Genomic DNA, 25555 nt, shown 5'->3' with positions numbered 1-25555 from the left:
GTTATTGCAATGCCTTTTCAAAATCACCTAAAGGCATAGGCTTGTGATAGTAATATCCTTGAATGGAATCTATACCGTTGTCTTTCAAAAACTCCAGCTCTTCTTGCGTTTCGACGCCTTCTGCAAGAACTTTCATGTCCAGCCCTTTAGCCAAGGCGATCATCGTTTTTACTATGGTCTGGTTCTTTGGCTCTTTTTTGATATCCCTTATGAAAGACTGGTCTATTTTCAGCTTGTCGATCGGCAGATTTTTGAGATACGCCATAGAGGAATATCCCGTCCCGAAATCATCGATAGATATATGAAAGCCTATCTTTTTAAGCTTATTCAAAAGAACGACCATCCCGCTTGGATTTTCAAGTATGGAGCTTTCCGTTATCTCCAGCTCTATAGAAGACGGATCACATCTTGTCTCTTTGAGTATCTCTTCCAACGACGACAGAAAATTCGGATGTACGAGCTGGCGAACGGATACATTAACAGACAGTCTTCCGCTTAATAGTTTTTTATCAGACAGCTCTTTTGCGGCAGTAAAACTCTCTTTTAAAACAAACTCGCCGATCTCGAGGATAAGCCCCATCTCTTCGGCGATGGGAATAAATATCGCAGGAGATACCGCTTCATCCTCTAAAAACCAGCGAAGAAGAGCTTCGACGCCGATTATCTTTTGGCTATACGGATCGATCTGCGGCTGAAAGAAAAGCATCAAGTCTCTGTTGAAAAGAGCTTTTTTTAAATTTGTGGCAACGGTGGTTTTGTGCAGAGCATTCTGAGTCAAAGAGACATTATAAAAGCTAAATGTATTTTTACCCATCTTTTTTGCATTGTACATCGCAGCATCCGCATTTTGCATCAGTTCTTTGGTTGTTTTGGCATCGTCCGGATAGATAGCTATCCCGACACTGGCGGTTATATATACTTCGATGGCATCTATCTTGAACGAATGATTCAAGATATCGATCAGGTCGTTCATATATATGTTGATTATATCGTCGTCATTTTGACACTCTATTACCACGACGAACTCATCTCCTCCAGTCCTGACGATAAACGCTTCGGGAGGAAAGACCTTTTTGAGCACGCCTGCTATCTCTATGAGCAGTTTATCTCCGAACTGATGCCCGTATGAGTCGTTTATCTCTTTAAAGCCGTCCATGTCAAAAAACATGAAAGCAAATCTGTTTTGTCTGGAACACTGCGACTCCAGGTGTTCTATAAGACTTAGTCTGTTAGGGAGGTTCGTCAAAGAGTCATGATGTGCGAGATATCCGAATTTTTCTCTTTCCATCATCAGTTTTTTCTGATCTGCCTTTTGTTTGGATATATCGGCAAATGTCACGACCGAGCCGATGAATACGTCGTCTTTTATGATCGGGGCAACTGTTATGAAAACCGGCAGCAGACTGCCGTCTTTGCGAACAAACTCCTCTTCGATGTTTTTAGGAATACCGGAAATGACAGCCGTTTGAACCGGACATTTTTCGTTTTCATATACGTTTCCGTCGCTATACTTGCTGTGAAAGACGTTATGCGGGTTTTTACCCAAAATATCCTCCTCTTTTAGTCCTAAAAGGTCCAATGCGACATCGTTGATAAAGGTACACATGTTGAATCTATCGACCGCATATACGCCCTCGGCGATATTGTCAAAGATGATCTTATGCTGCAAAAGCCTGATCTCGTTGTTTTTACGTTCGCTGATATCTCTGGCAGAAGCATAGATGTAGTTTTGATCATCGATCACTATGCCTTTTGAAAATATTTCTACATCAAAAATGGTTCCGTCTTTTCTGGTATGTTTCGTCTCAAATATTCTAGGCGCGTCCATGACCTTTTTTATCATCGTCTTTATCTCGTTGTGATCAAAATAGTGATCCCAATCGTAAAGGGACAGTTTTGAAAGTTCTTCTCTGGTATAGCCGAGCATATTTGCAAACGAATCGCTGAACATAAGCAGGTTTCCGTCAGGATCATGCACATGTATCCCGTCGCTCGCATTTGAAAGAATCAGCTTTATCTGTTCGGACTGCTTTTCTATATGCAGCATCTGATAACGGTAGATAACTGCCATAACGACTCCGCCAAACGCCAAAAAGAGCAGCAATCCGATGATCTCGTAAAAATAAGTTTGGATCACCTCTTTTATACTCATCCGCGTCTGTTCAAAAGGAAAAACATGATATTTTTGCATCAGTTCTCTGGTTGATTTGTAAGAGAGCGGCATGCTGAACTCATGATATGCCAGACTTGTACCCGAATGTATCTGATAGAGTGCAGCGGTGACGGCTTTTACCGTTTTGGCTTTTGGCTTTGATGTCGCCAAGACCGCCCACTCAGGATAAAGCGGCGTGGAGTGGGCATAGGGATAATTGTCATTTACTATCTTGTGTATAATCCTTAGCTCGCCGGGTTTAATTTTGCCTCTTGCAATCAGCTCCTCGATATAACCCGTTCTAAAAAATCCGACATCCGCTTTATGCTCCCTGAGGCTTTCTACCACTTTGTCCATCGGCTGACCCGTATAGAGAATATTGCACTCTTTTGTTATATCTACACCTGCATTATGAAAAAGTTCTCTTTGCACGAGCATAACGGCAAACCCCTCTTTATGCGTCGTTGCTATGGTCTTGCCTATAACATCTTTTAAAGAATGGATATCTTTATTTGAGGAGAGCACCGCTATAACCCCGCCGTAATTTTTAAGATGATATTTTCCGTCTTTTGTCTGACGCACAAGAGATGCGATGTTTGAAACGCCGTACTCAGTTTCGAGTTCAACATAAGCGCCCGGATGAACAACGGCAAAATCAAATTTTCCCTGCGCGATCTTTTTGACAAGTTGATTTTGCGGGTAAGAGGTTATATTAAAATCAAACTGCGGTGCATATTTGTGAAGCTCTTCTCTCAGCGGAAGCCAGATCTTTTGATTTTCCGATATGGGACGAAATGAAAGGACGCCGATATTTATGACCTGTTTTTTATCTAAGGTCGAAGCATATAGATCGAGCCCGAGAAGAAGCGATAAAAAAAGATATATAAAATACTTCAAAAATCACCTTCATAAGTTCTAGTTCGTTTATTCTAACACAGATTTATAAAGAAAACAACATTCGTTTTTTCAAATTCTTCTACAGAGGTATATAATATTTTCTAATTTTAGGTAGAATATTCGAAGACGCTTATTTAAAAGGCTTGCTATGAAACATCAAACAGATACTATAGATGCGAATGAAGCGGTGGCACGAGTTGCCTATAAAATAAACGAGATAATAGCCATCTATCCGATCACTCCGGCTTCGGTGATGGGAGAGCTGTGCGATATCTATGCCACGCAGTCTCAAAAAAACATCTTCGGAACAATTCCCGATATAACGGAGATGCAAAGCGAGGGAGGAGCGAGCGGCGCCATTCACGGGGCGCTTCAAAGCGGTGCGCTGACGACGACCTTTACGGCTTCGCAGGGACTCTTGCTGATGATGCCAAATATGTATAAGATCGCAGGAGAGCTGACCCCGACCGTGTTTCATATAGCAGCACGTTCCATTGCCGCACAGGCACTTTCGATCTTCGGCGATCACAGCGACGTTATGAGCGTACGCCAGACAGGTTTTGCAATGCTTTGTTCCAACTCCGTCCAAGAAGCGCATGACATGGCGCTTCTCTCGCAGGCAGCCACTTTGCACTCACGCATCCCTTTTTTACATTTTTTCGACGGGTTCAGAACTTCGCATGAAGTTGACAAGATAGAGCTTCTCGACGACGCTGTGATGAAAAAGATGATAAGCAAAAAGCTGGTACAAGAGCACAGAAAACGTGCATTGACACCGGATAATCCATTCATACGGGGAACTTCTCAAAACCCGGACGTTTATTTTCAGGGAAGAGAGAGCGTAAACAGCTACTATCTCGATACGCCCCGCATACTTCAGGAGTATATGGACAAATTTGCTTCACTGACGGGAAGGGCTTATCATCTGTTTGATTATGTCGGACGAAGCGATGCACAGAGGATCATAATCATCATGGGGTCCGGTGCGGAAGCCGTACATGAAACGGTTGAATACCTAAACAGTACGGGAGAAAAAGTCGGTGTGCTCAAAGTAAGACTGTACCGCCCTTTTTCCATCAAAGACTTCATATCGGCCCTGCCAAAGACCACAAAAGCCGTCGCCGTTTTGGACAGAACAAAGGAGGCGGGTTCTGTAGGAGAACCTCTGTATCTTGATGTCGTGAGTGCTTTTAACGAAGCAAAAGAGGAAGGAATTCTGGATTTCAAGACGCCTTTCATCATAGGCGGCAGATACGGTCTTTCATCAAAAGAGTTTACGCCGTCCATGATAAAGGCCGTATTTGATGAACTGAAAAAAGATGCACCGAAGATACACTTTACGATCGGTATAAACGATGACGTAACACATACCTCGCTCTCATACGACCGCAGTTTCGCACTGCCAAAAAAAGATACTTTTGAAGCCATATTTTTTGGCTTAGGCTCGGACGGTACCGTAGGTGCGAACAAAAACTCCATCAAGATCATAGGAACGCAGACCCAAAACTACGCTCAAGGATATTTTGTCTATGATTCGAAAAAATCGGGTTCCATGACAACCTCGCACCTTCGTTTCGGGCCCTCGCCGATACACTCGACCTACCTTATAGACAAAGCCGATTTCGTAGCGTGCCATCAGAGTGTTTTTATGGAGAAGTTCGATATTTTGCAGCATGCAAAGCATAAAGCCGTTTTTCTGCTCAACTCCCCTTTTGACAAGAAGGAGATCTGGGATCATCTTCCAAGATCGATACAAGAAGAGATGATAGAAAAAGAGATAGAGTTTTACGTGGTAGATGCCTACAAGGTAGCAAAAGACAGCGGAATGGGAAGACGAATCAATACCGTTATGCAGACCTGTTTTTTTGCGATATCCGGAATATTAAAACGTGATGAAGCTATCAAACAGATAAAAAAATATATACAAAAAAGTTACGGCAAAAAAAGCGATGAGATCGTCAAACTCAACTTCGATGCCGTAGACAACGCACTAAAATATCTTTATCAAGTGAAGCTGCCAAAAGAATCGACCGGGACAAGAACCCTCCGTCCTCCGGTAAAAGGGCATGTCAGCAAGTTTATAGCCGACGTAACGGCAAATCTCATTGAAGGAAAAGGCGATGAAGTACCGGTAAGTTTGATACCCGCAGACGGGACATGGCCAAGCTGTACCACGCAGTATGAAAAAAGAAATATCGCACTTGACGTACCCGTATGGGAGCCGGATATCTGCGTACAGTGCAATGAATGTGTTCTTGTCTGTCCTCACGCGGTCATACGCTCGAAAATAGTCGATAAAGCTTTTTTAAATGATGCACCCTCCTCTTTTAAGAGCATAAAAGCAAAAGGAAGAAATTTCGGGGAAAATGAGATGTTTACTATACAAGTCGCGGTCGAAGACTGTACGGGATGTTCTCTTTGCACCGAAGTCTGCATAGGAATAAACAAACAAGACCCAAAACGCAAAGCCATCAATATGACACCCATAGAACAGGTACTCGACGAGGGTATAAAGACCTGGGACTATTTTTTGAGCATTCCCGAATATGACAGAGCAAAACTCGATCATTCAAAAGTAAAAGAGAGCCAGTTCCTCCAGCCTCTTTTCGAATTCTCCGGAGCCTGTCCCGGATGCGGAGAGACGCCTTACATCAAACTCGCGACTCAGCTTTTCGGCGATAGAATGATAGTTGCCAATGCAACGGGATGCTCCTCTATCTACGGAGGCAACCTTCCTACCACACCATGGGCGAAGAACAAAGACGGTCTGGGACCTGCCTGGTCAAATTCCCTTTTTGAGGACAACGCCGAATTCGGTGTGGGGTTCAGGCTAACGATAGACAAACATGAAACCCAGGCAAAAGAGTTGCTGGAAAAACTTTCCGATAAACTCACAAAAGAGTTCTGCGATACGATACTGTATGCACCTCAGATTGAAGAAGAGGATATCTTCGCACAAAGAAAACGGGTCAAGGAGCTTAAAGAAAAAAATAAAAAGCCTAAAAAGCGAAGATGCACAGAATCTTCTCTCGCTGGCAGATTATCTCGTAAAAAAATCCGTTTGGATCATAGGCGGCGACGGCTGGGCATACGATATAGGATACGGCGGGCTCGATCATGTCCTTGCAAGCGGCAGGAACGTAAATATCCTTGTCTTAGACACACAGGTCTATTCCAATACGGGCGGACAACAGTCAAAAGCCACACCTACCGGAGCTGTCGCCAAATTTGCAGCGGGAGGAAAACCCTCTCTTGCCAAAGATCTGGCGATGATGGCCATGGCATATGAAAACGTTTATGTCTCACGGGTAGCGATGGGTGCGAACTATGCCCAGAGTGTAAAAGCATTTATGGAAGCAGAAAGACATGAAGGACCCTCGATCATCATCGCCTACTCCCACTGTATCGCTCACGGATATGATCTCAAAAACGGAATGAAACAGCAAAAACTTGCGGTAGAGTGCGGATTATGGCCTATTTTCAGGTACAATCCTGCGCTAAAAGAGCAGGGGCGCAATCCTATGAAACTTGATTATAAAGGTCCTCAAATCCCTGTTCAAAACTATATGTATAACGAGACAAGGTTCAATATGGTCGAAAAAGCAGACAGCATAAGCGCGGAGATATTCTTAAAGACAGCCAGCGCCCATGCGGACGCGATGTTTAAAAAATACAGCGATCTGCAGGAAGATTACGACAGGTGATCACTTGATGATCTTACGGGTGTTCTCGTTCATCCATTTTTCCAGCTCTGATGCCGTAAGCGGCAGACTGTACAGATATCCCTGGACTTTTTTACAACCCTCTTTTATAAGAAAGTCTGCCTGCTCTTTCGTTTCGACGCCCTCGGCAATCACGTCGAGATTCAGGCTTTTCGCGAGGCCTATAATGGCTTGCGTTATATTCATATCGTCTTTGTCAAAAGGAATTCCGCTTACAAAAGACTGATCGATCTTCAGTTTGTCGATAGGAAGATGTTTCAGCCTCGACAAAGATGAATATCCGGTACCGAAATCATCGATGGAAAGACGGATGCCTATCTCTTTTAAACTGTTAAGCAGATCGATATAAAGCTCGTCTTTCATAATGACGCTCTCCGTTATCTCGATCTCGATATATTTGGGATCGAGGTCTGCGTCTTGCAGCGCCTTTTTTATAGTCTCTATGATATTGTTGTGTGCAAGCTGACGGCCCGAGACATTGACTGCTATATACTGTAAAGGCCTCCCCTCATCCAGCCATTTTTTCATCTGAAAACAAGCTTGACGAAGTATCCATTCGCCAAGAGGAACGATCAGTCCAGTATCTTCAGCCAGCGGTATGAAGCGGATAGGTGAAACCAGACCCATCTCCGGGCTGTTCCATCTCACCAGTGCTTCGGCTCCAAGGATCTTGCCCGTTTTCATTTCATATTGAGGCTGGTAGTAAACCAAAAACTCCTCTTTGTTCAGTGCATTATGTAAAGCGCTGTGTAGATACAAAAGATCAAAACTCGAAGAAGCCATGTCGGCAGAGAAAAATTCAAAACTGTTTCTGCCAAGCTCTTTTGCACGATACAGCGCCGTATCGGCATTTTTTAACAGCGTCACGGCATCTTCGCCGTCCATCGGACTGATAGCAATCCCTATACTTGCTGTTATCGTGACTTCATGCTCTTTTAAGAAAACGGGACTGTTTAACAATACTAAGATCTTTTGGGCAACTATAGCCGCATCGTTTGGCGAATTTAGATCTTCGATGACCATAACAAACTCATCACCGCTTACACGCGCGACGGTATCCTCGTCGCGAAGAAGTTCCGATATCTTTTTAGAGACTTTTTTCAACAGCAAGTCACCGTAAGGATGCCCCAGAGAGTCGTTTATCTCCTTAAACCTGTCGATATCAAGGTACAAGACAGCAATACTTTCATTTTTTCTATGAGAGCGCTCTAAAGAATGCTCCAGACGCTCGTTTAAAAGCAGACGGTTAGGCAGATGCGTAAGAGCGTCGTAATGGGCTAAGAATCGTAGTTCGTCTTCCGTTTTCTTTATCTTGGAGATATCGGCGAACACGGCGATATAGTTTATGGTCTCGCCTTTTTCGTTTTTTATACAGCTGATGGAGAGCCATTCGGGATAGTTTTGACCGTTTTTACGTTTGTTCCAGATTTCACCCTGCCATTTTCCCGTCTTTATAAGCGTATCCCAGATATTTTTGTAAAACTTGTAATCATGTTTTCCCGATCGCAATATCTTCGTATCTTTGCCAATCACTTCTTCCTTTTCATATCCGGTTATTTCGGTGAAAGCGGGATTTACGGTTATGATTCTCGATGCGGCATCGGTTATGATGATACCTTCGGCTAAATTCTCAAATGCCGTCGATGATTGAAGAAGCTGCCTCTCTTTCTCTTTTTGTTCACTGATATCTCTCACAAAAGCTATCATATATGTTTTATCTTCTTCATGCAAGATACCGACCTTCACATCCATATCTATCACATGTCCGTCTTTGTGGGCATGAACTATTTCAAAACGCCCATGTCCGTTTTGCACTATGCTTTTTATATCGCTTTTTATCTCTTTTTTCGTTTTGGATAGTACCAGCTGATCTATTTTCTTAGAGACAAGCTCTTTTTTCGTGTACCCTACAAGATTGCAGTAAGCCGTATTCACATCCAGTATTGTGCCTGAGAGATCTATCATTATATAGCCGTCAAGAGTACTTTCCAAGATCAGGCTCGAGCGTTTGTATTCCTGTTTCAGAGTATCTTCGATTCGCTTTTTTTCCGTGATATCTTCAGATATTCCAAGAAGATATTTTGCCTCTCCGCTGTCATCTACGATCGCAACCTTTTTCGTATGCAAAACACGTTCGCCGCTTTGGGTATGTATCGGTTCCTCTTTGATGTCCAAAACGGTTTTTTTCTCTAACACTTCCCTGTCACGAGACGTAAAGAAATCGGCTTCCTCTTTTAAAAAAAAGTCATAATCGTTTTTTCCCAGCAGAACATCTTTTGATATCCCGGTAAGCTTCTCTCCCGCTTTATTGAAACGAACATAACGCAGATCGTCGGACCTTTTAATAAAGATCATCATCGGGATATTGTCGATAATGTCGTTAAGTTCCTGTTCCTTTTCTCTCAAATCGTTTTCGGCACGCTTGCGGTCCGTGATGTCAATCAGCGAGACCAGCGTCTGTGAAGTCTCCGGCAAAAACACCGCATTGAGCAGACCCACACCCTTTTTTTTATCTTTTGTTACAAAAGCCAGTTCATAATGTTCGGGAATCTTTTCTCCGCTCAGTCTTTTTTTGTGGTATTCGTATACCCGCTTTTTATCGGTATCGTCTATCAGATCGATGAAGCTGCTTCCGATCAGTTCCTCGACCCTGCAATGCGCAAGATCGGCAAAAGTTTTGTTTACCAGAGAAAACGTTCCGTCAGATTCGATGATCGCCATACATGTACCCGTACGACTAAAAAGGGTATGATATCTCTCTTCAGCCTCTTTATGCTTCGTAATATCTTCTGAGAAGATTATGATACCGCCGATCTCACCGCTTTCTATGAACCAAGGATGTGTCTCCCAACGGAGCCATTTTTCGCTCCCGTCTTTACGTGTAAAAATTTCTCCGTCACTCTTGGTCGACTCTCCTTTGAGAGCCTTTTCATACGCTTCTTTCCAATGTTTTGGTATATCCGAAAATATATCGTAATGCGATTTTCCTATAATATCTTTTCCGGCAAGGTCATAATCCGTTATCCACCGCTTACTTACCGCGATATATTTCATCTCTTTATTTAACATTGCCATCGCAAAAGGAGCAAACTCTATAAACAGTTCCAGTTTCCGATCTTTTTCACAAAGAACGATGTCAACTTTTTTATCTCTTTTTATCATACTAATTCACCAACTCTTACTATTTTAGCTCATATCCGCTTTGAACTTTCGCTTTTTTCGCAAGTTCGGAGACCGTACTTGTAACCTCACGGGATGCGATATGATAATGCGACTGAAGCTTTTCAAGCGAGATGTCTATCTTTTCTATAAGTTTTTCACTCAGCTCGTCCACTCTGTTTTTCATAATTTCCAGCTGCTCTTTTTCCGTACTGTTTAATGTATTTGCAAGCCCGCTTAGTTCTTTATATGCGGTTTTATACTCAAGCTTTACGGATTCTATCTCGCCGATAAGATCTTTTAAAGGGTTATAAATATTGGTCAGATTGCGGCTGTGTTCTTCTAGTATCTTCATATTGTTGGATGAAAGAACTATCTGTTTCATGACCATTTCACTTTGCTTTCGGATAGAATCAAGTATGTTTTCTCCCTCAAAGAGCGAAGTGGAAACACCCTCTGTCTGTGCACGAAGATGGTTGAGCTGTTTTTCGAACTCCAGGGTGACGGCAGAAAGTTCTAAAAGGGTTTTTTCCACGATGGAGCTCGATATCTCCTGTGAAACGTTTTTTATCGACTTTATATCTTCTCTTACTTCGTCCATCTCCTCTTTTATATCGTTTCTAAGAGCATCTGCTCCGTCAAACGCTTTTTTAATGCGGTTATAATGATCCTGTTCGGACACACGCAGCATATCGATATGCGAGTGCATTATCTCATCAAGCTCGGGAAGTTGAACCGTCCTAAACTGTTCTACGCTGTGCATGACCTTTGACTGCTGCTGGGTCATGGTTTCAAACTCTCCGATAAATTTTTCCTGATTTGCCTGAATCGATTTTAACGACGCAATATCCTTTTTTATCTGTTCTCTTATTTCAAAAAGCGACCGCTGCTCTTCATCATGCATAGAAGTCGCTTTGTCTTCGAGTACCGCAATATATTCTTTCATCTGAGCAACTTTAGAGGATAAAGAGAGCGCAAACTCTTTTTGAGTTTTATCATCTTCGGTCTTTTGCGCCTGATGCAGTATGTTCATGATTATAAAAAGAGACAGGGCTATAACGATGACGGATAGAGATTCTTTTAAAATGAAGACTATGTTGCCCGATTGTATGAAGAGCATAAAATGTACAGTCGCAAACAGCGCACCGATAGAAAGCATCAAAGGGGCATAGTTTATCTTATTGGGACGTTTTAAGATACTGACCTGTCTTAAGAACAAAAGCGCCATAAAGGTATATGAGACCATCAAATCAAGCTCGAGCATAGCCACACCTCTCTTTTTGCCCTATTTTATCATAAAAATTCTATTTTACGATTTCAAGTACCTTTAAAGGATGTGAGGCCACATAATCGCCTTCTCCGTGGCTGCTAAATCCCCAAGTGGCAAAGATTGATGAGATGGATATACTTTTTGCGGCTTCTACATCTTTTGAATTGTCTCCTACCATCCATGTCGTTTGGGGACGATGCTTTGAACCGTAATTTGAAAGAATGATCTCCAGCATCTTGGGATCAGGTTTGGAAGCGCCTGCCTCATCCGCGCCTATGATCGTATCGAACATATCGCTGACTTGAAGGTGCTTTAACATCCTCTTTGCAAATATCGTAGGAGCATTTGTCGCGACGTTGATATTTATCTGAGAGGATTTTAATGCCTGCAGGGTCTCTGCGATCCCGTCGTAAAGATAGGGAGAGCGTATACACTCCTCGAAATAATGTTCTTCAAAAAGATCTCTGTCGCTTTGCAGATAAACGGGTGTGCTGTAAAAAAGTTCGGGAAGGTTCCTCACGGGCATATTGATGGCGTCTACCACGAACTGCTCATCTACAGGAGGCAGGCCATGATGGGTTTTTCTGACATAGTTTATGGAGGTCGTTATATCTTTTTTCGTATCGATAAGCGTACCGTCCATGTCAAATATTACGATCTTCATACTACTCTTTTTTCATCTTGCCGTATATCTCTGCGAGCGCTTTGACAAAGAGTTCATGATCGTTTACGCATCTGCAGACCCTGTAATCTTTTATGCCGAGATCATGAGCGATCTCTTTGTACTCCATTGCCAGCTCGTAATCGGTTTCGGAGTTGTCGACCGTAAACGCTATGGGATAGATGACGACGTTTCTTTCCTTTAGCGTTTTTAGCATCTCTCCAAGCGAAGGTTCAAGCCACTTCATCGGCCCTACTTTGGACTGATACGCCAGATGCACCCCTTTAAAATCCATACCGCTTTTTGTCATCATCTCTTTGAGTATATCTACGTTTTTTATGACATGCTCTTGGTAGACATCGCCCGCATCGATTATCTTTTGCGGGAGTCCGTGAGCCGAGAATACGATATCGTAATCCTCATACCTTTTATCGCCGACACTTTCTTTGATGCGGCTTAAAACAGCTTCGTTGTAACTTTTGTTGTCATAGTATTCTTTTACGTAGACCGTTTCGGCTTTTATCCCGCTTTTTGCAAAAGCATCTAAAAAGTCTTCGACGGATGATTTTGTAGTCGTCGTGGAGTATTGCGGGTACATAGGGATGAGATACACTTTTGATATCTCATGCTCTTTGAGCGTTTGAATGACTTCGTCTGCAAAGGGCGGTGTGTAACGCATGACAAAATCGACGATCACGCCCTCTTTCAGCATATCCTGAAGTTTTTTCACTATATTCTTTGTCAGATCGACAATCGGAGATTTTCCGCCTAGAGTTTTGTATATCTCTTTAGAAGATTCTGTTCTAAAAAACGTTATCATACTCGCCACAAACCTGCGCAGCAAAGCACTTTTCATAGTGAGGATGTTTGGATCGTTGAACATGTTTTTTAAAAAAAGTTCGACCTCGTCCAGATTATTCGGTCCACCCATATTAAGTAATATGATAACATCTTTTTTCAACTTAGTACCCTTTTTACTAGATTTATCGTCTCATCCGAAAACAAGATTTCATCGTGGCTGCAGCCTGAAAGCTCTTTGTATTCCGTCAGTTTTTTTATTCTGCTCTTGAGGTTGCGCGCGTTTTCTATCGGCACGACATCGTCGTCTTGGCTTGATATCAGATAGGTATCTGCATCGACATCCTTAACATATAAGGCTGTGTTAAAATCGTACTTTATCAAAAAAGAGGGAAATCCCCTTTTTAAAAAAATATTCCTGACACTGTCAAATCCGCCCAGCAAGAACAACCGCTGTACTTTGAGCTTCGAAGCCGCATACGCGGCGGCGCTGCTTCCTATGGAAAACCCGATTATACTGAAATCTCCGTAATGTGCCAAAAATCTTTTTGCGACGTGTAAAACGTCGCCGTAAATGTTCTGTTCGCTAGGCATGCCTTTTGAATCGCCGTATCCGCGGTAATTGAAAGTCAGTATCCTGCAATCTTCAAAACTACGGGAAAGCTTGTGGATAAGTCCGACCGTATCTTGAGATCGGCCGCCGACATAAAAAAGCGTATGTTTAAAGTTCAAAGGACAATACTCCGCTCCTTCGAGCAAAGTGCCGTCTTCTGCTTTTATCTCCAAAAGAGAAAACTTTTCGTCAAGCTCCTCTTTTCGGTGTTTTTTCGGATCAAACACTATGAAGTACTGCACCTGATATAAAAAGACCGCCAGTATCAAGATCGTTGCGATAAAAAAAAGTAAATATATCATCTTTTTCTGCCTGGCGTCCGCAAAATCTTAAGGGCGCTTAGGAAACGGATATCTCTTTAATATCCGCTATATGCAGGAAGCTTTTATATATCAGTGCTACAAGGGATTTTCTATTGTTTCTGACCTCTTCGTCATCGGCATTTACCATGACGTTGTCAAAAAATGCATCCAGCTGCGGTTTTAATTCCAAAAGCATATCGAGCTCTTCGATGTAGCTTGCATAATCTCCCGCCAATACGGCGATATAAGCATTAAAGAGCTCGTTTTCCGCATCATCTTCAAAAAGAGCCGGGTTTACCGAAAGCTCCTGACTCATGTCCATATCTTTTGTGATGTTGGCAAGACGTTTGAAAGTTGAGAATGTCTGCGCGAAACTCTCGCTTTGCACCATTGTCTCGACCGCGGCTATCTTCTTGCCTATCGCTAAAAGTTCACGTTCTCCAGAAGCCAGAACAGCTTCGATGATCGACGGATTTACCTTGTAGTACTGTCTTAAACGCTCCAAGAAGAACTCTTCAAGTTTAGAAAGATCAAACGCTTTATAGTTGGACGCAAGCTGCGTGAACGTTTTGACGATATCAAACTTCAGTTTGTGTTCATTGACTATTCGCACTATCCCGTTGACCGCACGGCGGAGTGCGAACGGATCACGCGATCCTGTCGGGATCTGTTCGATACTGAAAAGCCCTATAAGCGTATCGAGCTTAATGGACATGGAGATGATAGCGCTCAATGGAGTCGAAGGAACGTCACTCTCTTCACCCTCCGGCAGGTACTGTTCTTTTATGGCAAGCGCCACTTCGCTCTTTTCACCCAGAGCAAGCGCATAGTAGTACCCCATGATTCCCTGGAGTTCGGTAAACTCATAGACCATCTCGCTCATAAGATCGGCTTTTGCCAGCGTGATGGCACGTTCTACGATATCTTCGTCTCCTTTGATATCATCTTTGTAAAGATGAAACAGCTCTTTGGCTATAAGAGTTTCACGTTTTATTTTCTCTTTTAACGTTCCAAGACCATCCATGAACACGACTTTTTCCAAACCATCAAGCGTAAGTCCGCGTTTGAGATCGTTGTCATAGAAGAAAAGACCGTCTGCAAGACGCGGACGCAGTACTTTTTCATTTCCCTCGACCACTTTGGAAAAATCATCCGTTAAAGCGTTTGAAACCACAACGAAACTGTTTACAAGTTTGCCGCTTTTAAAGACGGGAAAATAGCGTTGATGCTCTTTCATAGATGTAATGATAACTTCTGGAGGAAGACGCAAGAACGCCTCGTCGAAATTACCGACAAGAGCTGTCGGATGTTCTGTAATAGCCACGACCTCTTCAAGCAGATCTTCATCTATCTCGATCTCTATATCTTGTTCGTTTTGCAGTTTTTCAAACTGTGCAAGGATATTTTTCTTTCTTTCGTCCGGATACAGCGTTACCGCACCGTTTTTCAGTGTCTCGAAATACTCGGCTATCGTAGATATATCTTTTACCTCAAACGAGCTGATTCTGTGCACATAGGTCTGTTTTGACGATACGACATCAAAAAGCTTCATATCGACAAGATCATCGTCAAACATGACGTTTACCCATCTGATCGGACGGATAAAACTCTCGCTAAGACTTCCCCAGCGCATCGCTTTACCGAAATCCAGAGATTTTACCCACTCCTCTATCATCACAGGCAGAAGCTCTGCAGAAGCTCTTCCCTTGATCTCTTTTTTGTAGTAGAGAACCTCTTTTCCGCCCTTTTCACCCTTGCCTATCTCGCTGATATCCACACCGCATTTTTTAGCAAAACCGAGTGCCGCGGGCGTAGGCTCGCCGTCTTTATATGCCATAGCCATCGGAGCTCCGAAAAACTCCAATTCACTGTCTTCTTGAGATGTCTTGAACTCTCTATGCCAAAGAACCAGACGGCGGGGAGTGTAATAAAACTCGAACTCGCTGATAAGAGAGTTCTCCTCCAGTATCTTTAACCATTTTTTTTCAATATTTTTCAGCTCTTTTAAAAGCGGAACCGCCGGCAGCTCTTCCACTCCTATTTCGATTAGTAAAGGTTTTAACATTCTCGTCTCGCATATATTATTTATCGCGATTTTAACCTTTTTTTGCTTTAACTCCAATTATGGCAAAGCCGATCAAGCTGTCAATGATGTACGACTTTAGACTGCACTATCAATAAAAACAGATCAAAAAATATTATAAGCGAACTAAAAAAAGCCGCCGTCAACCTGACTTTTAACGAGGACGTAAAAAGCCCCGTACGCGTATACATCAAGATCATGCTCCAGATCGCAGCCACATACCCTAAAATACCGAAACTATGCACCCAGCCGTCTTTAAACGATGCCAAAGGCTTTACAATATGCTCGCTGCCCATCAGCCATAGGTACGCTTTTGCAAGTTCACCGCTGTAGCTTACAAAGAAGAAAGTCCCGATATGAGACAGAGAACTTATGAGCATAAGCGGTATAAGAGCGTAGCTCATAGAGTGCAAAAACTCTTTATAATCCGCTTTTACTATCTTCGAAGCTATATAAAAACCTCCAAATACCAAAACAAAAGTAGAGACAAGCGCCATGGATAAAGCACTAAATCCGACCCAGTCTACGCCTGCAGGCATAAAACTCTCCATCCATTTGCCTGTTTTGTACCATGGAAGCGTCGTCTTGATGGAGGAGTGCCCCAGCCCATGGTGAAAGCGCATGGTTATGAGAATGACCGCCAACAGTAAAACAAACACCCATGTATGCGAAGTCGATCTGTCATTGATATTTTTGCTTAAGGTCGATGCCGGTCTGACAAAAGAAAAAGATACCGCTTCACAAGCCTGTGCACAATCCATACATAAAGTACAATCGCGCATGGAGTTCCTTTTTTCAAACAGATAGGGTTGCAGACCGTATGTACAGGCAGAAGCACAATCAAAGGTCTTACACTCCGAGCACTCATCTTTGTATGTTTGCAGCTGCGTCATACCCATTTTTCCGTATCCCTTTGTAACCGAACCGATGGGACAGAGGTATTTGCAGTAGCTCATCTCTTTAAAAAGATAATAGTTCCCCGCCGCAAATATCGTCAATACCAAAAACAGCAAGGAAGATGTAAAAGGCGATTTTAAAAGATCGGGAAAAAGATATGCGGGCGTCCAGTAGGCAAAAAGCAGTATTCCAAGTCCTATGCCGCGGTGACGCAGCCATTTGGGCATCTCTTTGTTCAGAGAAAAACGGCTTATGAATCTCCCCATAACGCCATGAGGGCAGATCCCGCAAAATGCAGGACCTATCAGTGCGAGGGAAACGATCATGAAAAAAGGCCAGAATAAAGACCAAAAAACAGCCGTCGTATATGGATTTTGCTGCAATGAGGGATATGTGAACCCGAAATACAAAGCAGACACAAACAAAAACATCACGAATGTTCTTACCAAAAACAGCGCCGTTTTGTTTTTAAACAGAACTCCCAAGAGAGGCCAGCCGAAGATATCGCTCTTGGCTCTTTTTACGTAATCAACCATTTTTCAGCCTTTGCTTAGAACTCGTAAGTATACGTCAGCATCGCAAAACGAGGCGACGCCGGAGTGTAGTAATAGGTTGTAGTGAATCCTGCTACTTTTTCAGCCTCGGTCGCATATCTTTGATCAAAAAGATTGTTGATGTTGAGCTGTATCTTGTTTTGTTTGTATTTATATGCGAGCATCATGTTCGTGACCAGCGTGTATCCGTTGTATTTTTCCGTATTTGCATCATCCATATAGTAAGGACCGTAAGTGACGCCCTCTACACGTCCGGAGAAACCGCCTGTCGTAAAGCCGCTGAAAAGAGAATATTGATAATCCGGGATAAATCTCTGTTTGTTACCGGAAAAATCTCCATCGGAACTCACATAATCGACATAGGTATAATCAAAATACGAGCCTGTTCCTCCGACATGCAGACCGTCTGCTACTACGTAGTCCAAACTGAGTTCGGCTCCAATGCGTCTTGTTTTCCCGGCATTTTTATAATAAGTGTTGTTAAATATATCTTTGACCGCCACTATCTCGTCTCTGACTGCGTTATAGTAAACAGAGAAGTCCATGCTCAAGTCTTTGCTTCTTTCTTTTAAACCGACCTCATAGTTCGTCGAAGTAGAAGCTTTTAAAGAGGCAAGCGTAGGATCGTAGGCACGGTTTGCTTTGATCTCGTTGTCCGTCGGTGCTTGGTTTGCAGAAGCAATAAGCCCGTAAACGTTCAACGTATCAGTAAGACCGTAGGTGATACCTATCTTCGGCGAAAAGAGGTTATAGTTTTCAGATATGCTGTATGTACCTACACCCGCTACATATTTACCCGATGAGTAATCATATTTTGTTATCTCGTTTCCGTCTGCACTGAACGAAAGAGCATCGTATCTCAGACCGATATCGATCAAAAGTTTATCGACGGGAGAAACGGTTTCTTGCGCATAAAAGCCGTAAAGCTTGCTAAGAGCGTCTTCGGTACTTGCAAGAGTCCCCTCTTTATCGGAGAGAACTTTCGTTATACGTCCTCCAAAACCGGTCGTATAATCGCGGTATTGATATTTTTTTGCATTATCCTGTATATCCGCCCTCGCCGTCAATCCGAAGACCAGATTCGCTTTACGGTTGAACATATTGTGTTTGTAGTCAAATGCCAGATCTGCTCCTGTCACATAGTTGCCATCAGCATCGTTGATAATTCCCGTTACGGGATGGTAATGGCTCCATTTCGTCAAATAAGCCTGTGGTCTGAATGTGATATCTCCGAAATCTTTTTCATATTTGAGATTTAAAAAGTAGGTTTTTGAGTAGCGCCCGCTTTTTTGCCAAGCTCCCTCATCATCCCCATCATTTGTTTTTCCATTGTCTTTATAGTAGTCAAATCCCGTCTGTTTCAAGGTTTGAGGAAGCTGCAGGTTTGCGTCTGTGTAGGAGAGTTCCATCTCCAGCGACGAATCGTCTTCAAAAAAATGTCCGTACTTCAGACTCACCTGCGTTGTATCGAATTTGTTCCACTCCCTCCAGTCATTGTCGGATTGACGGCGGGAGATGCTTACACCCATGTAGTTGGATTTGTCTATCTCAAAAGATGCTTTTATATTTGCATTTACGCTCTTAAATGAACCGTAGCCGAGTTTTATGCGGTTGTTGTCCGTATTAAATACGGATTTTGATTTTATAAATACGACCCCTCCGCTCGCATTTGCCGCATATATGGAACCGGGCCCCTTAAATACTTCGACACTTTGCATATCGTCGATATCCACGAAATCCATACGCGTGAAGCTGTCGGGATCTGTCATCGGAACACCGTCGCGCATGACCATGACCTCGCGTATGCCGTAGTTCGCTTTTAATCCCGCTCCGCGGATTATCAGACGGCTGTCATACCCTCCGCTTTTATCTGCTGCTATGACACCGGGAATAGTGCTGATCGCATCTTTTACGTTTAGAACGTTTTTGTCTTCGATCTGTTCTGTATTTACAACCGATACACTTTGAGGAACCTCTTTTGTCTCACGTTCGAACTTTGTTGCCGTTACACTTATCGAATCCAGGGACAGATCTTCGGCATAAGCCAAGTTTAAAGCAGAAACAACCGCTAAAGACAAAGCAATTTTGTGTACGTTTTTCATTTTCACTCCATAATATATAATATAACGGCACCGACATTACATATTATGTTTACTAAACGATGATACAATATTGCCGGTGCCAGTCGCCATTTCCTGTCTTGTAGTCGCCAAACTAAATGAAGACAGGAAACTTTTGAACTAAAATTCTAGTTAAGAAATGTTACGAAAGTGTTAAGTTTCTTTGACCGAAACAGGACCAATATTGTCCTGTATACGGCTGTTTTCGAGCATTTTGAAGACAACCTTCTGCCATAAAAATCAAAAAAAACAATCAGTTTTCTGAATAATAAATATTACTTTTTATATATAATTTAACATTAATGTAACACTTTTTTCATAATATAGGGCAAATTTTTTAGGAGCTCGTCAATTATGAAAAAAACAATAATCACCCTTAGTTTTGCAGCTATGGCGGTACTAGCCGATTCTTCCGTCATCGAGTTGTCGCCGGTAAGCGTAACGGCGACGGGAAGTGAAGAAAAAGTCCTTGCTCAACCGCTGAGCATATCCAAAAAAAGCGAAAGCGAGATCAAGCTCGATCAGGTAATATTCCAAAAAGACCTTCTTAACTCTCTTGCGGGTGTGCGCATAGTGCAGACCGGTTCGGTTATCGGTAATACAACCTCCATACGTATGCCTAACAATACGGATTCTTACTATCTGTTCATGCAAGACGGCATACCGGTACAGTCATCGGGCTTTTTCAACCACAACGGTCTGGCATATACTACTTTTGAATCCGCGACGTCTGTGGATGTGCTCAAAGGCCCGGGTACGGCGCTATACGGTTCCGATGCGGTGGCAGCGGTCATAAATGTACAATCGGTAAAAAAACCCTCAAAACAAAAAGAGATCACCTTTAAAGGGATGGGAGGCAGCAACGGATACGGTTCCACTTTCTTGGAAGTAAGCGATACCGTCGATGAGAACAGCTCATACCGCGCGAACGTGAACTATATGCACAGCGACGGCTGGCGCGACCATACGAATACAGACAGATTCGAAGCAAATGTCCGTTATGATCATAAAATAAATAGCGACAACGATGTCAAAGTCATCTTCAATACAAGTTACACCGACGCAGAACAGGCAGATACCTTCAATGATTATGACAACATAAAGAACGGTTCGACCGCCGCGAGCGATGACGCTACCTATTTTAGCGCTCTTCAGCAGACGGATGTGAGAAGAAAATTTGACTATGCCCGTCTCAGTGCGGAATTTACCAACTATTCGTTTAACGATCTGGATATATCGTTCACGCCGTATCTCCGCTATAACAGAAACAGATATGTCGCTACATGGGAGAAGAACCTTCCAAGCAACGACAACAAAATGTTTACCGCCGGTTTTTTACAAAAGAACAAATATACAACCTCTTGGGGCCGTCTGATAGGAGGAGTCGATGCAGAGTTCACAAAGTCCACGCTTTTGTATAATCAGGATTTCGATATCACGACCGGAGGCAAGACATATCTGCAAGGCGCCATTTACGACTATGATGTAAACTACATGGCCATAGCTCCTTACATACACGGCGAATACGATATCACCAGCGATCTCATGCTGAGCGCGGGATTAAGATACGATTACAATCAATACGAATACAAGAACAATCTTACTGCAGACAGTACGGACGCTTCTGGAGTATATTATCGTCCCGGAGACAGAAATGATCACTTCTCGCATCTAAGCCCGAAACTTTCACTCAACTATAAAATAAACAAAGACACAAACATATATGCGCGCTATGCGAACGGTTTTAGGATCCCGCAATCTACTTTGCTGTATTCGATGAAAGCCGGATACGAGAACGTAAAACTCGATCCGGAGACCTCTAACACATACGAGATCGGCATCAAATCGGAAATGGGTAAAAAAAGCTATACCGAACTGGCCGCTTACTATATGACTATAAACGATACCATTACGAAATATAGGGACATCCCTTCAGGTTATTACTATTATGATAACGGCGGAAGCACTACGCATAAAGGCGTAGAACTGACAACACAGATTCAGGCGACGGACGAGTGGGCCGCCCGCATCGCTTACTCTTACTCTATGCACAACTATGTGAACGATTCCAATTATGGCGACAATGAGATATCTCAGGCGCCGAACAATACGGGAAATGCCCGCTTGGTATACACTCCAAAAAACATCAAAGGTTTATCGGTAATGGGTGAATATATCTATGTCGGCTCATACTGGATGGATGATGCACATACCGTCGATAAATACAAAGGCTACGGTATTGGCAACTTAAAAGCCGATTATGTCTATTCAAAACATCTCAGCCTGTTTGCAAAGATCACAAACATAACGGATGAGAGATATGCCGTCAGCGCAAGCTATGCTTACGGCAAAAGCGATTATACGCCGGGTGATCCGCGTCAGTTCTATGCAGGACTTTCATATCTATGGTAAAAGCCGTTACCTTACATAAAATTGCCGGGATCGGCACAGGGCTCGTTTTACTCCTTTTGGGTATCACGGGCTTTTTCCTCGACCATAAACAATGGGATTTTTTATATACGACTACATTCAAACATCTTCCAAAAGCGGCACTAGAGGAGGATAAACGATTATTTGAAGCCTATTGGCAGGACCCGGTATCTCCAAAACATAATATCATTGGCGGAAAACGGGGTATATTCGAGACATTTGACGGAGGAGCAACCTACCGTAAAATGTCAAATATTCAATGCCAGGCGATCAAAGACGACAAAAATAAGATGTTTGCAGCTACCTCCGATGGTATCTATGTACTAAAAGACTCTATATGGAGCAACTACGCATTGTCCGGCGAATATGTAAACGCTCTTTGCCTGTCACCAAACGACATTGTCGCCGTTGTCGATAAGCGCGAGATAGTAAGGCTTACAAAGACCGATGCACAGATACTCGGCCGAAGCAGCGTTAAAATATCATCCTCGAAACTGCAAGAGGCTATTACCCTCTCAAGGCTTGTCAGAGACCTGCATTACGGCAGAGGTTTGCTTGAGGGTGACTGGTCGCTGTACATCAATGACTACGGAGCTCTTTTTCTTACTGCACTGGCATTTGGAGGCTATCTCATCTGGTGGCTGATACATAAGAAGAAAGCTCCCAAAGTCACCAGAAAGCTTATACGTCTGCATTCAAATGTTTTTTCGCTGGCGGCTCTTATACCGCTTGTCATACTGGCGGTGACAGGAGTATTCTTAGACCATGCAAATACGCTGGCAAGATTTATGGCATCGGTGAAGATACCGCATGCAATACTGCCTCCCGTATATTCTACCCTGCAGCATGATATCTGGTCGGTGGACTTTGACGGTAAGATATATCGCATAGGCAACAGATACGGTGTATATAAAAGCGAAGATCTGCGCGATTGGGAAATGGAGAGCAAAGGCTTTGCGTTTCGCATGATCAGAAAGGACAATGTGCTGTATGTAAGCGGAATGGGTTCATCCAACCGTAAATATGACGGCAGATGGGAACGTTTAAACAACACGCCCCATATGTTCAGAGATGTCGTGAACAATAACGGCAAAATTAGCTATTTTGCGGCTACAAACGACAAATTTACCCTGCCTGTTTTTAAAGATGCAACGCTGTACTCTTTGTTTTTTACTCTGCATGACGGAACTTTTTTTGCCTCTTGGTGGATTTGGATAAACGATATTTCCGTTCTGGCTTTTTTCGTTCTTGGCGCCACGGGCGTTATCCGTTGGTACAAAAGACGCAGAAGTCATATCAAAAAGAAAATCCCGGTATGAGTTTAGATTTTGGTTAATAAGTATCATTTCAATATGAAATTTAATTTTTTAAAAGCGAATAAGGATATACTGCCGCTATAAAAACCAATTCGAAAAGGAATAGAAAATGCCAAAGATCAACAAATACGTCGACATAGACACGGTAGAACGCGAAGCGAAAAAAGACTATATCGACCGCCATTCACCGTTTATCCATTGTGCTAAAGAAGCCAAAAAAGGAGAGATGTTCGCAGTAACCGTAAAAATGGGTAACGAATATCCTCATCCAGATGATTTTGACCACTATATAGCAAACATGGCTCTTTATAACGGTGAAGTCCTTTTAGCAAGAGCAGATTTTGTAGCGGGTACTTTGGGAAATGAGAAATCTCATACGGAAGTAACTTTCAATATCCGCCCTATGGGGAAAAAACTTGATCTTGTAGCTCATGCCTACTGTACAAAACACGGTGTGTGGGAATCAACGCCGGTTGAAGTAACCGTCGTCGACTAACTCTTAAGCCCTCTTTTTAGGGCTTAAATTTCAAAATACTCTTCATCTTTTCTTTTACTTTTACGACTCCGAGTCTTACGCCGCTGTAGCGCATAACTTTAGCCAGCTTCTTCCATTCGTTCTTTTCATAACATGGGTTCGGGCATGTTCTGCATCTTGGCTTGATCTCATGAGGACACTCTTCTAGCCTTTTAATGGAATAATCTATAAGCGTTCGGCACTTCCCGCAAAGGTCGAGTTCCACCGTATAGGAAAAATCTTTATGGGTACATACAGAGGAGTTTATAACTCTGTTTTCATGTTCGTTTGAGTGACAGTAGGTTTCAAAGAAGCTTTTTAAGGTTTTGACTTCGGTTTCAAATTTATTTTGTTCCATAATCGGGTGCCTTCTTTATTATTCTTGAATAATAATTATATCCATGCACGATATTGTATAAAAGCAGTGACGAGGATACAAAAAATAGTCCTGCTGCTGCTACGATCAGAGGTTTAAACAACAACGCGGCCATAAAAAAACCGTAACTTGCCATGAACACATAGTACTGAATACGGATCATCTTGGCTTTGATGACCTCTCCCATTTCTGCTTCGTAAATATATTTTGAACTCAGATGAAACCATGTCAAAAACGGCACTATCTTATATATCATCCCGTTTATAAGAGCAAAGACAAATCCCAGTCCCAACACTACGCCGAAGATAAGATCGGCTTGCAGATCAAAAAGTACGGTGATTATCCACAGCAGCCCGCCAATGGCAAGGTTTACACTCGAAAAATAAAACAGGTTTACCGTTATGTCGCTTCTTGCTCTTTTTCTCTTTCTTAAAAGATTGACGGTCAAAACGGAAAAGCCGATGATCAAAATGCCAAGCAGCGTTTTAAAAATCTTCAATGCCGTGACATATTCAAAAAGTGTAGCAAAAACGATGGATAAAAGGATGAGAGACAAGACGAGAAACAAACCGTTCTTTACGCTTGAAGGGTACTCCTGCGTAACATAAAACATAGGAATGATTTTGTACACTACGGCCGCAAACAGCATAAATACGACACCGAATATCATGACAGTGAAGTGGATGTCGCCAAACTTCAAAGCACCCAACATTCCCATATGCTGCAAAAATGCCAAAGCTCCAAAGAGCGCACCTATGATCAAAAAAAGAAACACGGCTATAAAGCTTTTTACGACCTCGTTCTTATCTTCCGTCCTTAAGACGGTACCGAGGGAATACAGCGCAAAATAGATAAAACTGCCCGATAACAACACAATACTCACATAGGCGGATGATTCGATATTGAAAAGGAAATAGCCAAGAAATCCCAATATACCGATATTCAAAACGATAAGCAGGATCTGAGCATTAAGATTGACATTTTTATAAGCTTCGCTGATTATTACGGGCATCATCTGAAACAATGTCCCGAAAATTATATGCGTAAAAAAGCCAAGCGTCATAATATGCGTGACGGCGATGGCTTGAAGGTAGTATCTGTTATCTATATGCGGGGCATACAATAACACCGCTATGGAAAACCCCAACAGATAAACCGCTCCGACTATATAAAAAAGAAGCGGAATCCTATAAGGCGGTGCTTGCTCTAGCGAGAGTCCCTGCATATTCATAATTTATATGTCTTTATTTGCCGTAATTCATAAGTTTATCGACGATCTCGTCATTTTGCTCGGACAAGACGCTTTGCATCATCGTATAAAGCATTTGCTCCTCTTTTGCATTATGCTGCTGCAAAAGGATCATCAACGACTCCGTAAGCCCGAAAAATCTGTCACCATCTTTTTGCGCGATCGTCTCGTCAAGTTTGGAGAAAAGCATTCTGACCTGTTCATGCTCCATTCTCATCACTTGTGTCGGCCCATGTCCGCCCATACCGCTTTTTTCTTCAAATGTAGGGAACAGATATCCCTCTTCCATATCAAAATGTTTCAGTGTCTCGTCTTTAAACTTATTATACTTCTCTTGCGCATCTTCAAAATCTTTTTTATCGACAGCTTCCTCCGCTGCAGCCAAAAGCTGATCGCAATCTCTATGATGGTGTGTCATAAAATCTTTAATAGTCATTATATC

At 42.7% G+C, this 25555-nt stretch carries 16 protein-coding genes and 1 pseudogene; 5 read left to right on the top strand and 12 right to left on the bottom strand.

Annotation, left to right across the window (positions count from 1 at the left end; genetic code table 11):
• Position 1 precedes the first annotated feature (1 nt).
• A complete protein-coding gene (locus tag WCY03_RS05570; protein ID WP_345994002.1) occupies positions 2-3049 on the bottom strand; it encodes an EAL domain-containing protein in 3048 nt (1015 codons plus the stop codon).
• Positions 3050-3197: 148 nt separating this feature from the next.
• Between WCY03_RS05570 and nifJ the strand changes: the two are divergent.
• Positions 3198-6005: pseudogene (gene nifJ / locus WCY03_RS05565) on the top strand (pyruvate:ferredoxin (flavodoxin) oxidoreductase); the annotation flags it as partial.
• Positions 5896-6753, top strand: a complete 858-nt coding sequence (locus tag WCY03_RS05560; protein WP_345994001.1) for a thiamine pyrophosphate-dependent enzyme — start codon at positions 5896-5898, stop codon at positions 6751-6753. The pseudogene nifJ and the gene WCY03_RS05560, both read left to right, overlap by 110 nt.
• Here WCY03_RS05560 and WCY03_RS05555 read toward each other — a convergent pair whose 3' ends face one another.
• The 8 genes from WCY03_RS05555 to WCY03_RS05520 form a co-directional block, all read right to left on the bottom strand.
• The gene (locus WCY03_RS05555; protein ID WP_345994000.1) at positions 6754-9933 is read right to left on the bottom strand and encodes a PAS domain S-box protein; all 3180 of its coding nucleotides are present in this window, start codon (positions 9931-9933) and stop codon (positions 6754-6756) included.
• A gap of 19 nt (positions 9934-9952) precedes the next feature.
• Positions 9953-11194 carry a hypothetical protein gene (locus WCY03_RS05550; RefSeq protein WP_345993999.1) on the bottom strand — a complete coding sequence of 414 codons (1242 nt, stop codon included), beginning with the start codon at positions 11192-11194 and terminating at the stop codon, positions 9953-9955.
• 40 nt (positions 11195-11234) lie between these two features.
• Positions 11235-11864 (bottom strand): HAD family hydrolase, encoded by a 630-nt coding sequence (locus tag WCY03_RS05545; protein ID WP_345993998.1) that lies wholly within the window; start codon positions 11862-11864, stop codon positions 11235-11237.
• A 1-nt stretch (position 11865) separates the two neighbouring features.
• Complete coding sequence (gene hemH, locus WCY03_RS05540) at positions 11866-12822, bottom strand: ferrochelatase (protein ID WP_345993997.1); 957 nt, start codon at positions 12820-12822, stop codon at positions 11866-11868.
• Positions 12819-13574, bottom strand: coding sequence for an alpha/beta hydrolase (locus tag WCY03_RS05535; RefSeq protein WP_345993996.1), 756 nt, complete (start codon positions 13572-13574; stop codon positions 12819-12821). The genes hemH and WCY03_RS05535 overlap by 4 nt, the downstream gene beginning before the upstream one ends.
• Positions 13575-13611: 37 nt before the next feature.
• Entirely contained in the window at positions 13612-15639 is a 2028-nt protein-coding gene (gene glyS, locus WCY03_RS05530) for a glycine--tRNA ligase subunit beta (RefSeq protein WP_345993995.1), read from the bottom strand.
• 80 nt (positions 15640-15719) lie between these two features.
• Complete coding sequence (locus tag WCY03_RS05525; protein WP_345993994.1) at positions 15720-17090, bottom strand: 4Fe-4S binding protein; 1371 nt, start codon at positions 17088-17090, stop codon at positions 15720-15722.
• 14 nt (positions 17091-17104) lie between these two features.
• Positions 17105-19210, bottom strand: coding sequence for a TonB-dependent receptor (locus WCY03_RS05520; protein ID WP_345993993.1), 2106 nt, complete (start codon positions 19208-19210; stop codon positions 17105-17107).
• A gap of 372 nt (positions 19211-19582) precedes the next feature.
• Between WCY03_RS05520 and WCY03_RS05515 the strand changes: the two genes are divergently transcribed.
• The 3 genes from WCY03_RS05515 to WCY03_RS05505 all read left to right on the top strand — a co-directional run bounded on the left by WCY03_RS05515 (position 19583) and on the right by WCY03_RS05505 (position 23470).
• A complete protein-coding gene (locus WCY03_RS05515) occupies positions 19583-21640 on the top strand; it encodes a TonB-dependent receptor (RefSeq protein ID WP_345993992.1) in 2058 nt (685 codons plus the stop codon).
• A complete protein-coding gene (locus WCY03_RS05510; RefSeq protein ID WP_345993991.1) occupies positions 21634-22977 on the top strand; it encodes a PepSY-associated TM helix domain-containing protein in 1344 nt (447 codons plus the stop codon). The genes WCY03_RS05515 and WCY03_RS05510 overlap by 7 nt, the downstream gene beginning before the upstream one ends.
• Before the next feature lie 106 nt (positions 22978-23083).
• Complete coding sequence (locus tag WCY03_RS05505) at positions 23084-23470, top strand: class II SORL domain-containing protein (protein WP_345993990.1); 387 nt, start codon at positions 23084-23086, stop codon at positions 23468-23470.
• Positions 23471-23486: 16 nt separating this feature from the next.
• On the opposite strand, the gene WCY03_RS05500 is transcribed toward WCY03_RS05505, so the two are convergent.
• Genes WCY03_RS05500 through WCY03_RS05490 form a run of 3 tightly spaced genes read right to left on the bottom strand, consistent with a single transcriptional unit; the run spans position 23487 to position 25549 of the window.
• A complete protein-coding gene (locus WCY03_RS05500; protein ID WP_345993989.1) occupies positions 23487-23846 on the bottom strand; it encodes a nitrous oxide-stimulated promoter family protein in 360 nt (119 codons plus the stop codon).
• On the bottom strand, positions 23833-25095 hold the full coding sequence (locus WCY03_RS05495; RefSeq protein WP_345993988.1) for a hypothetical protein: 1263 nt from the start codon (positions 25093-25095) through the stop codon (positions 23833-23835). Before WCY03_RS05495 ends, WCY03_RS05500 begins: the two co-directional genes overlap by 14 nt.
• Positions 25096-25108: 13 nt before the next feature.
• Complete coding sequence (locus tag WCY03_RS05490; protein WP_345993987.1) at positions 25109-25549, bottom strand: hemerythrin domain-containing protein; 441 nt, start codon at positions 25547-25549, stop codon at positions 25109-25111.
• Between the last annotated feature and the right edge of the window lie 6 nt (positions 25550-25555).

The sequence above is a fragment of the Sulfurimonas sp. HSL-1716 genome (genome assembly GCF_039645975.1).
Taxonomy (GTDB): Bacteria; Campylobacterota; Campylobacteria; order Campylobacterales; family Sulfurimonadaceae; genus Hydrocurvibacter; species Hydrocurvibacter sulfurireducens.
Note: the sequence above shows the minus strand (reverse complement) of the source record. Positions and strands in the feature narration are given on the sequence as shown.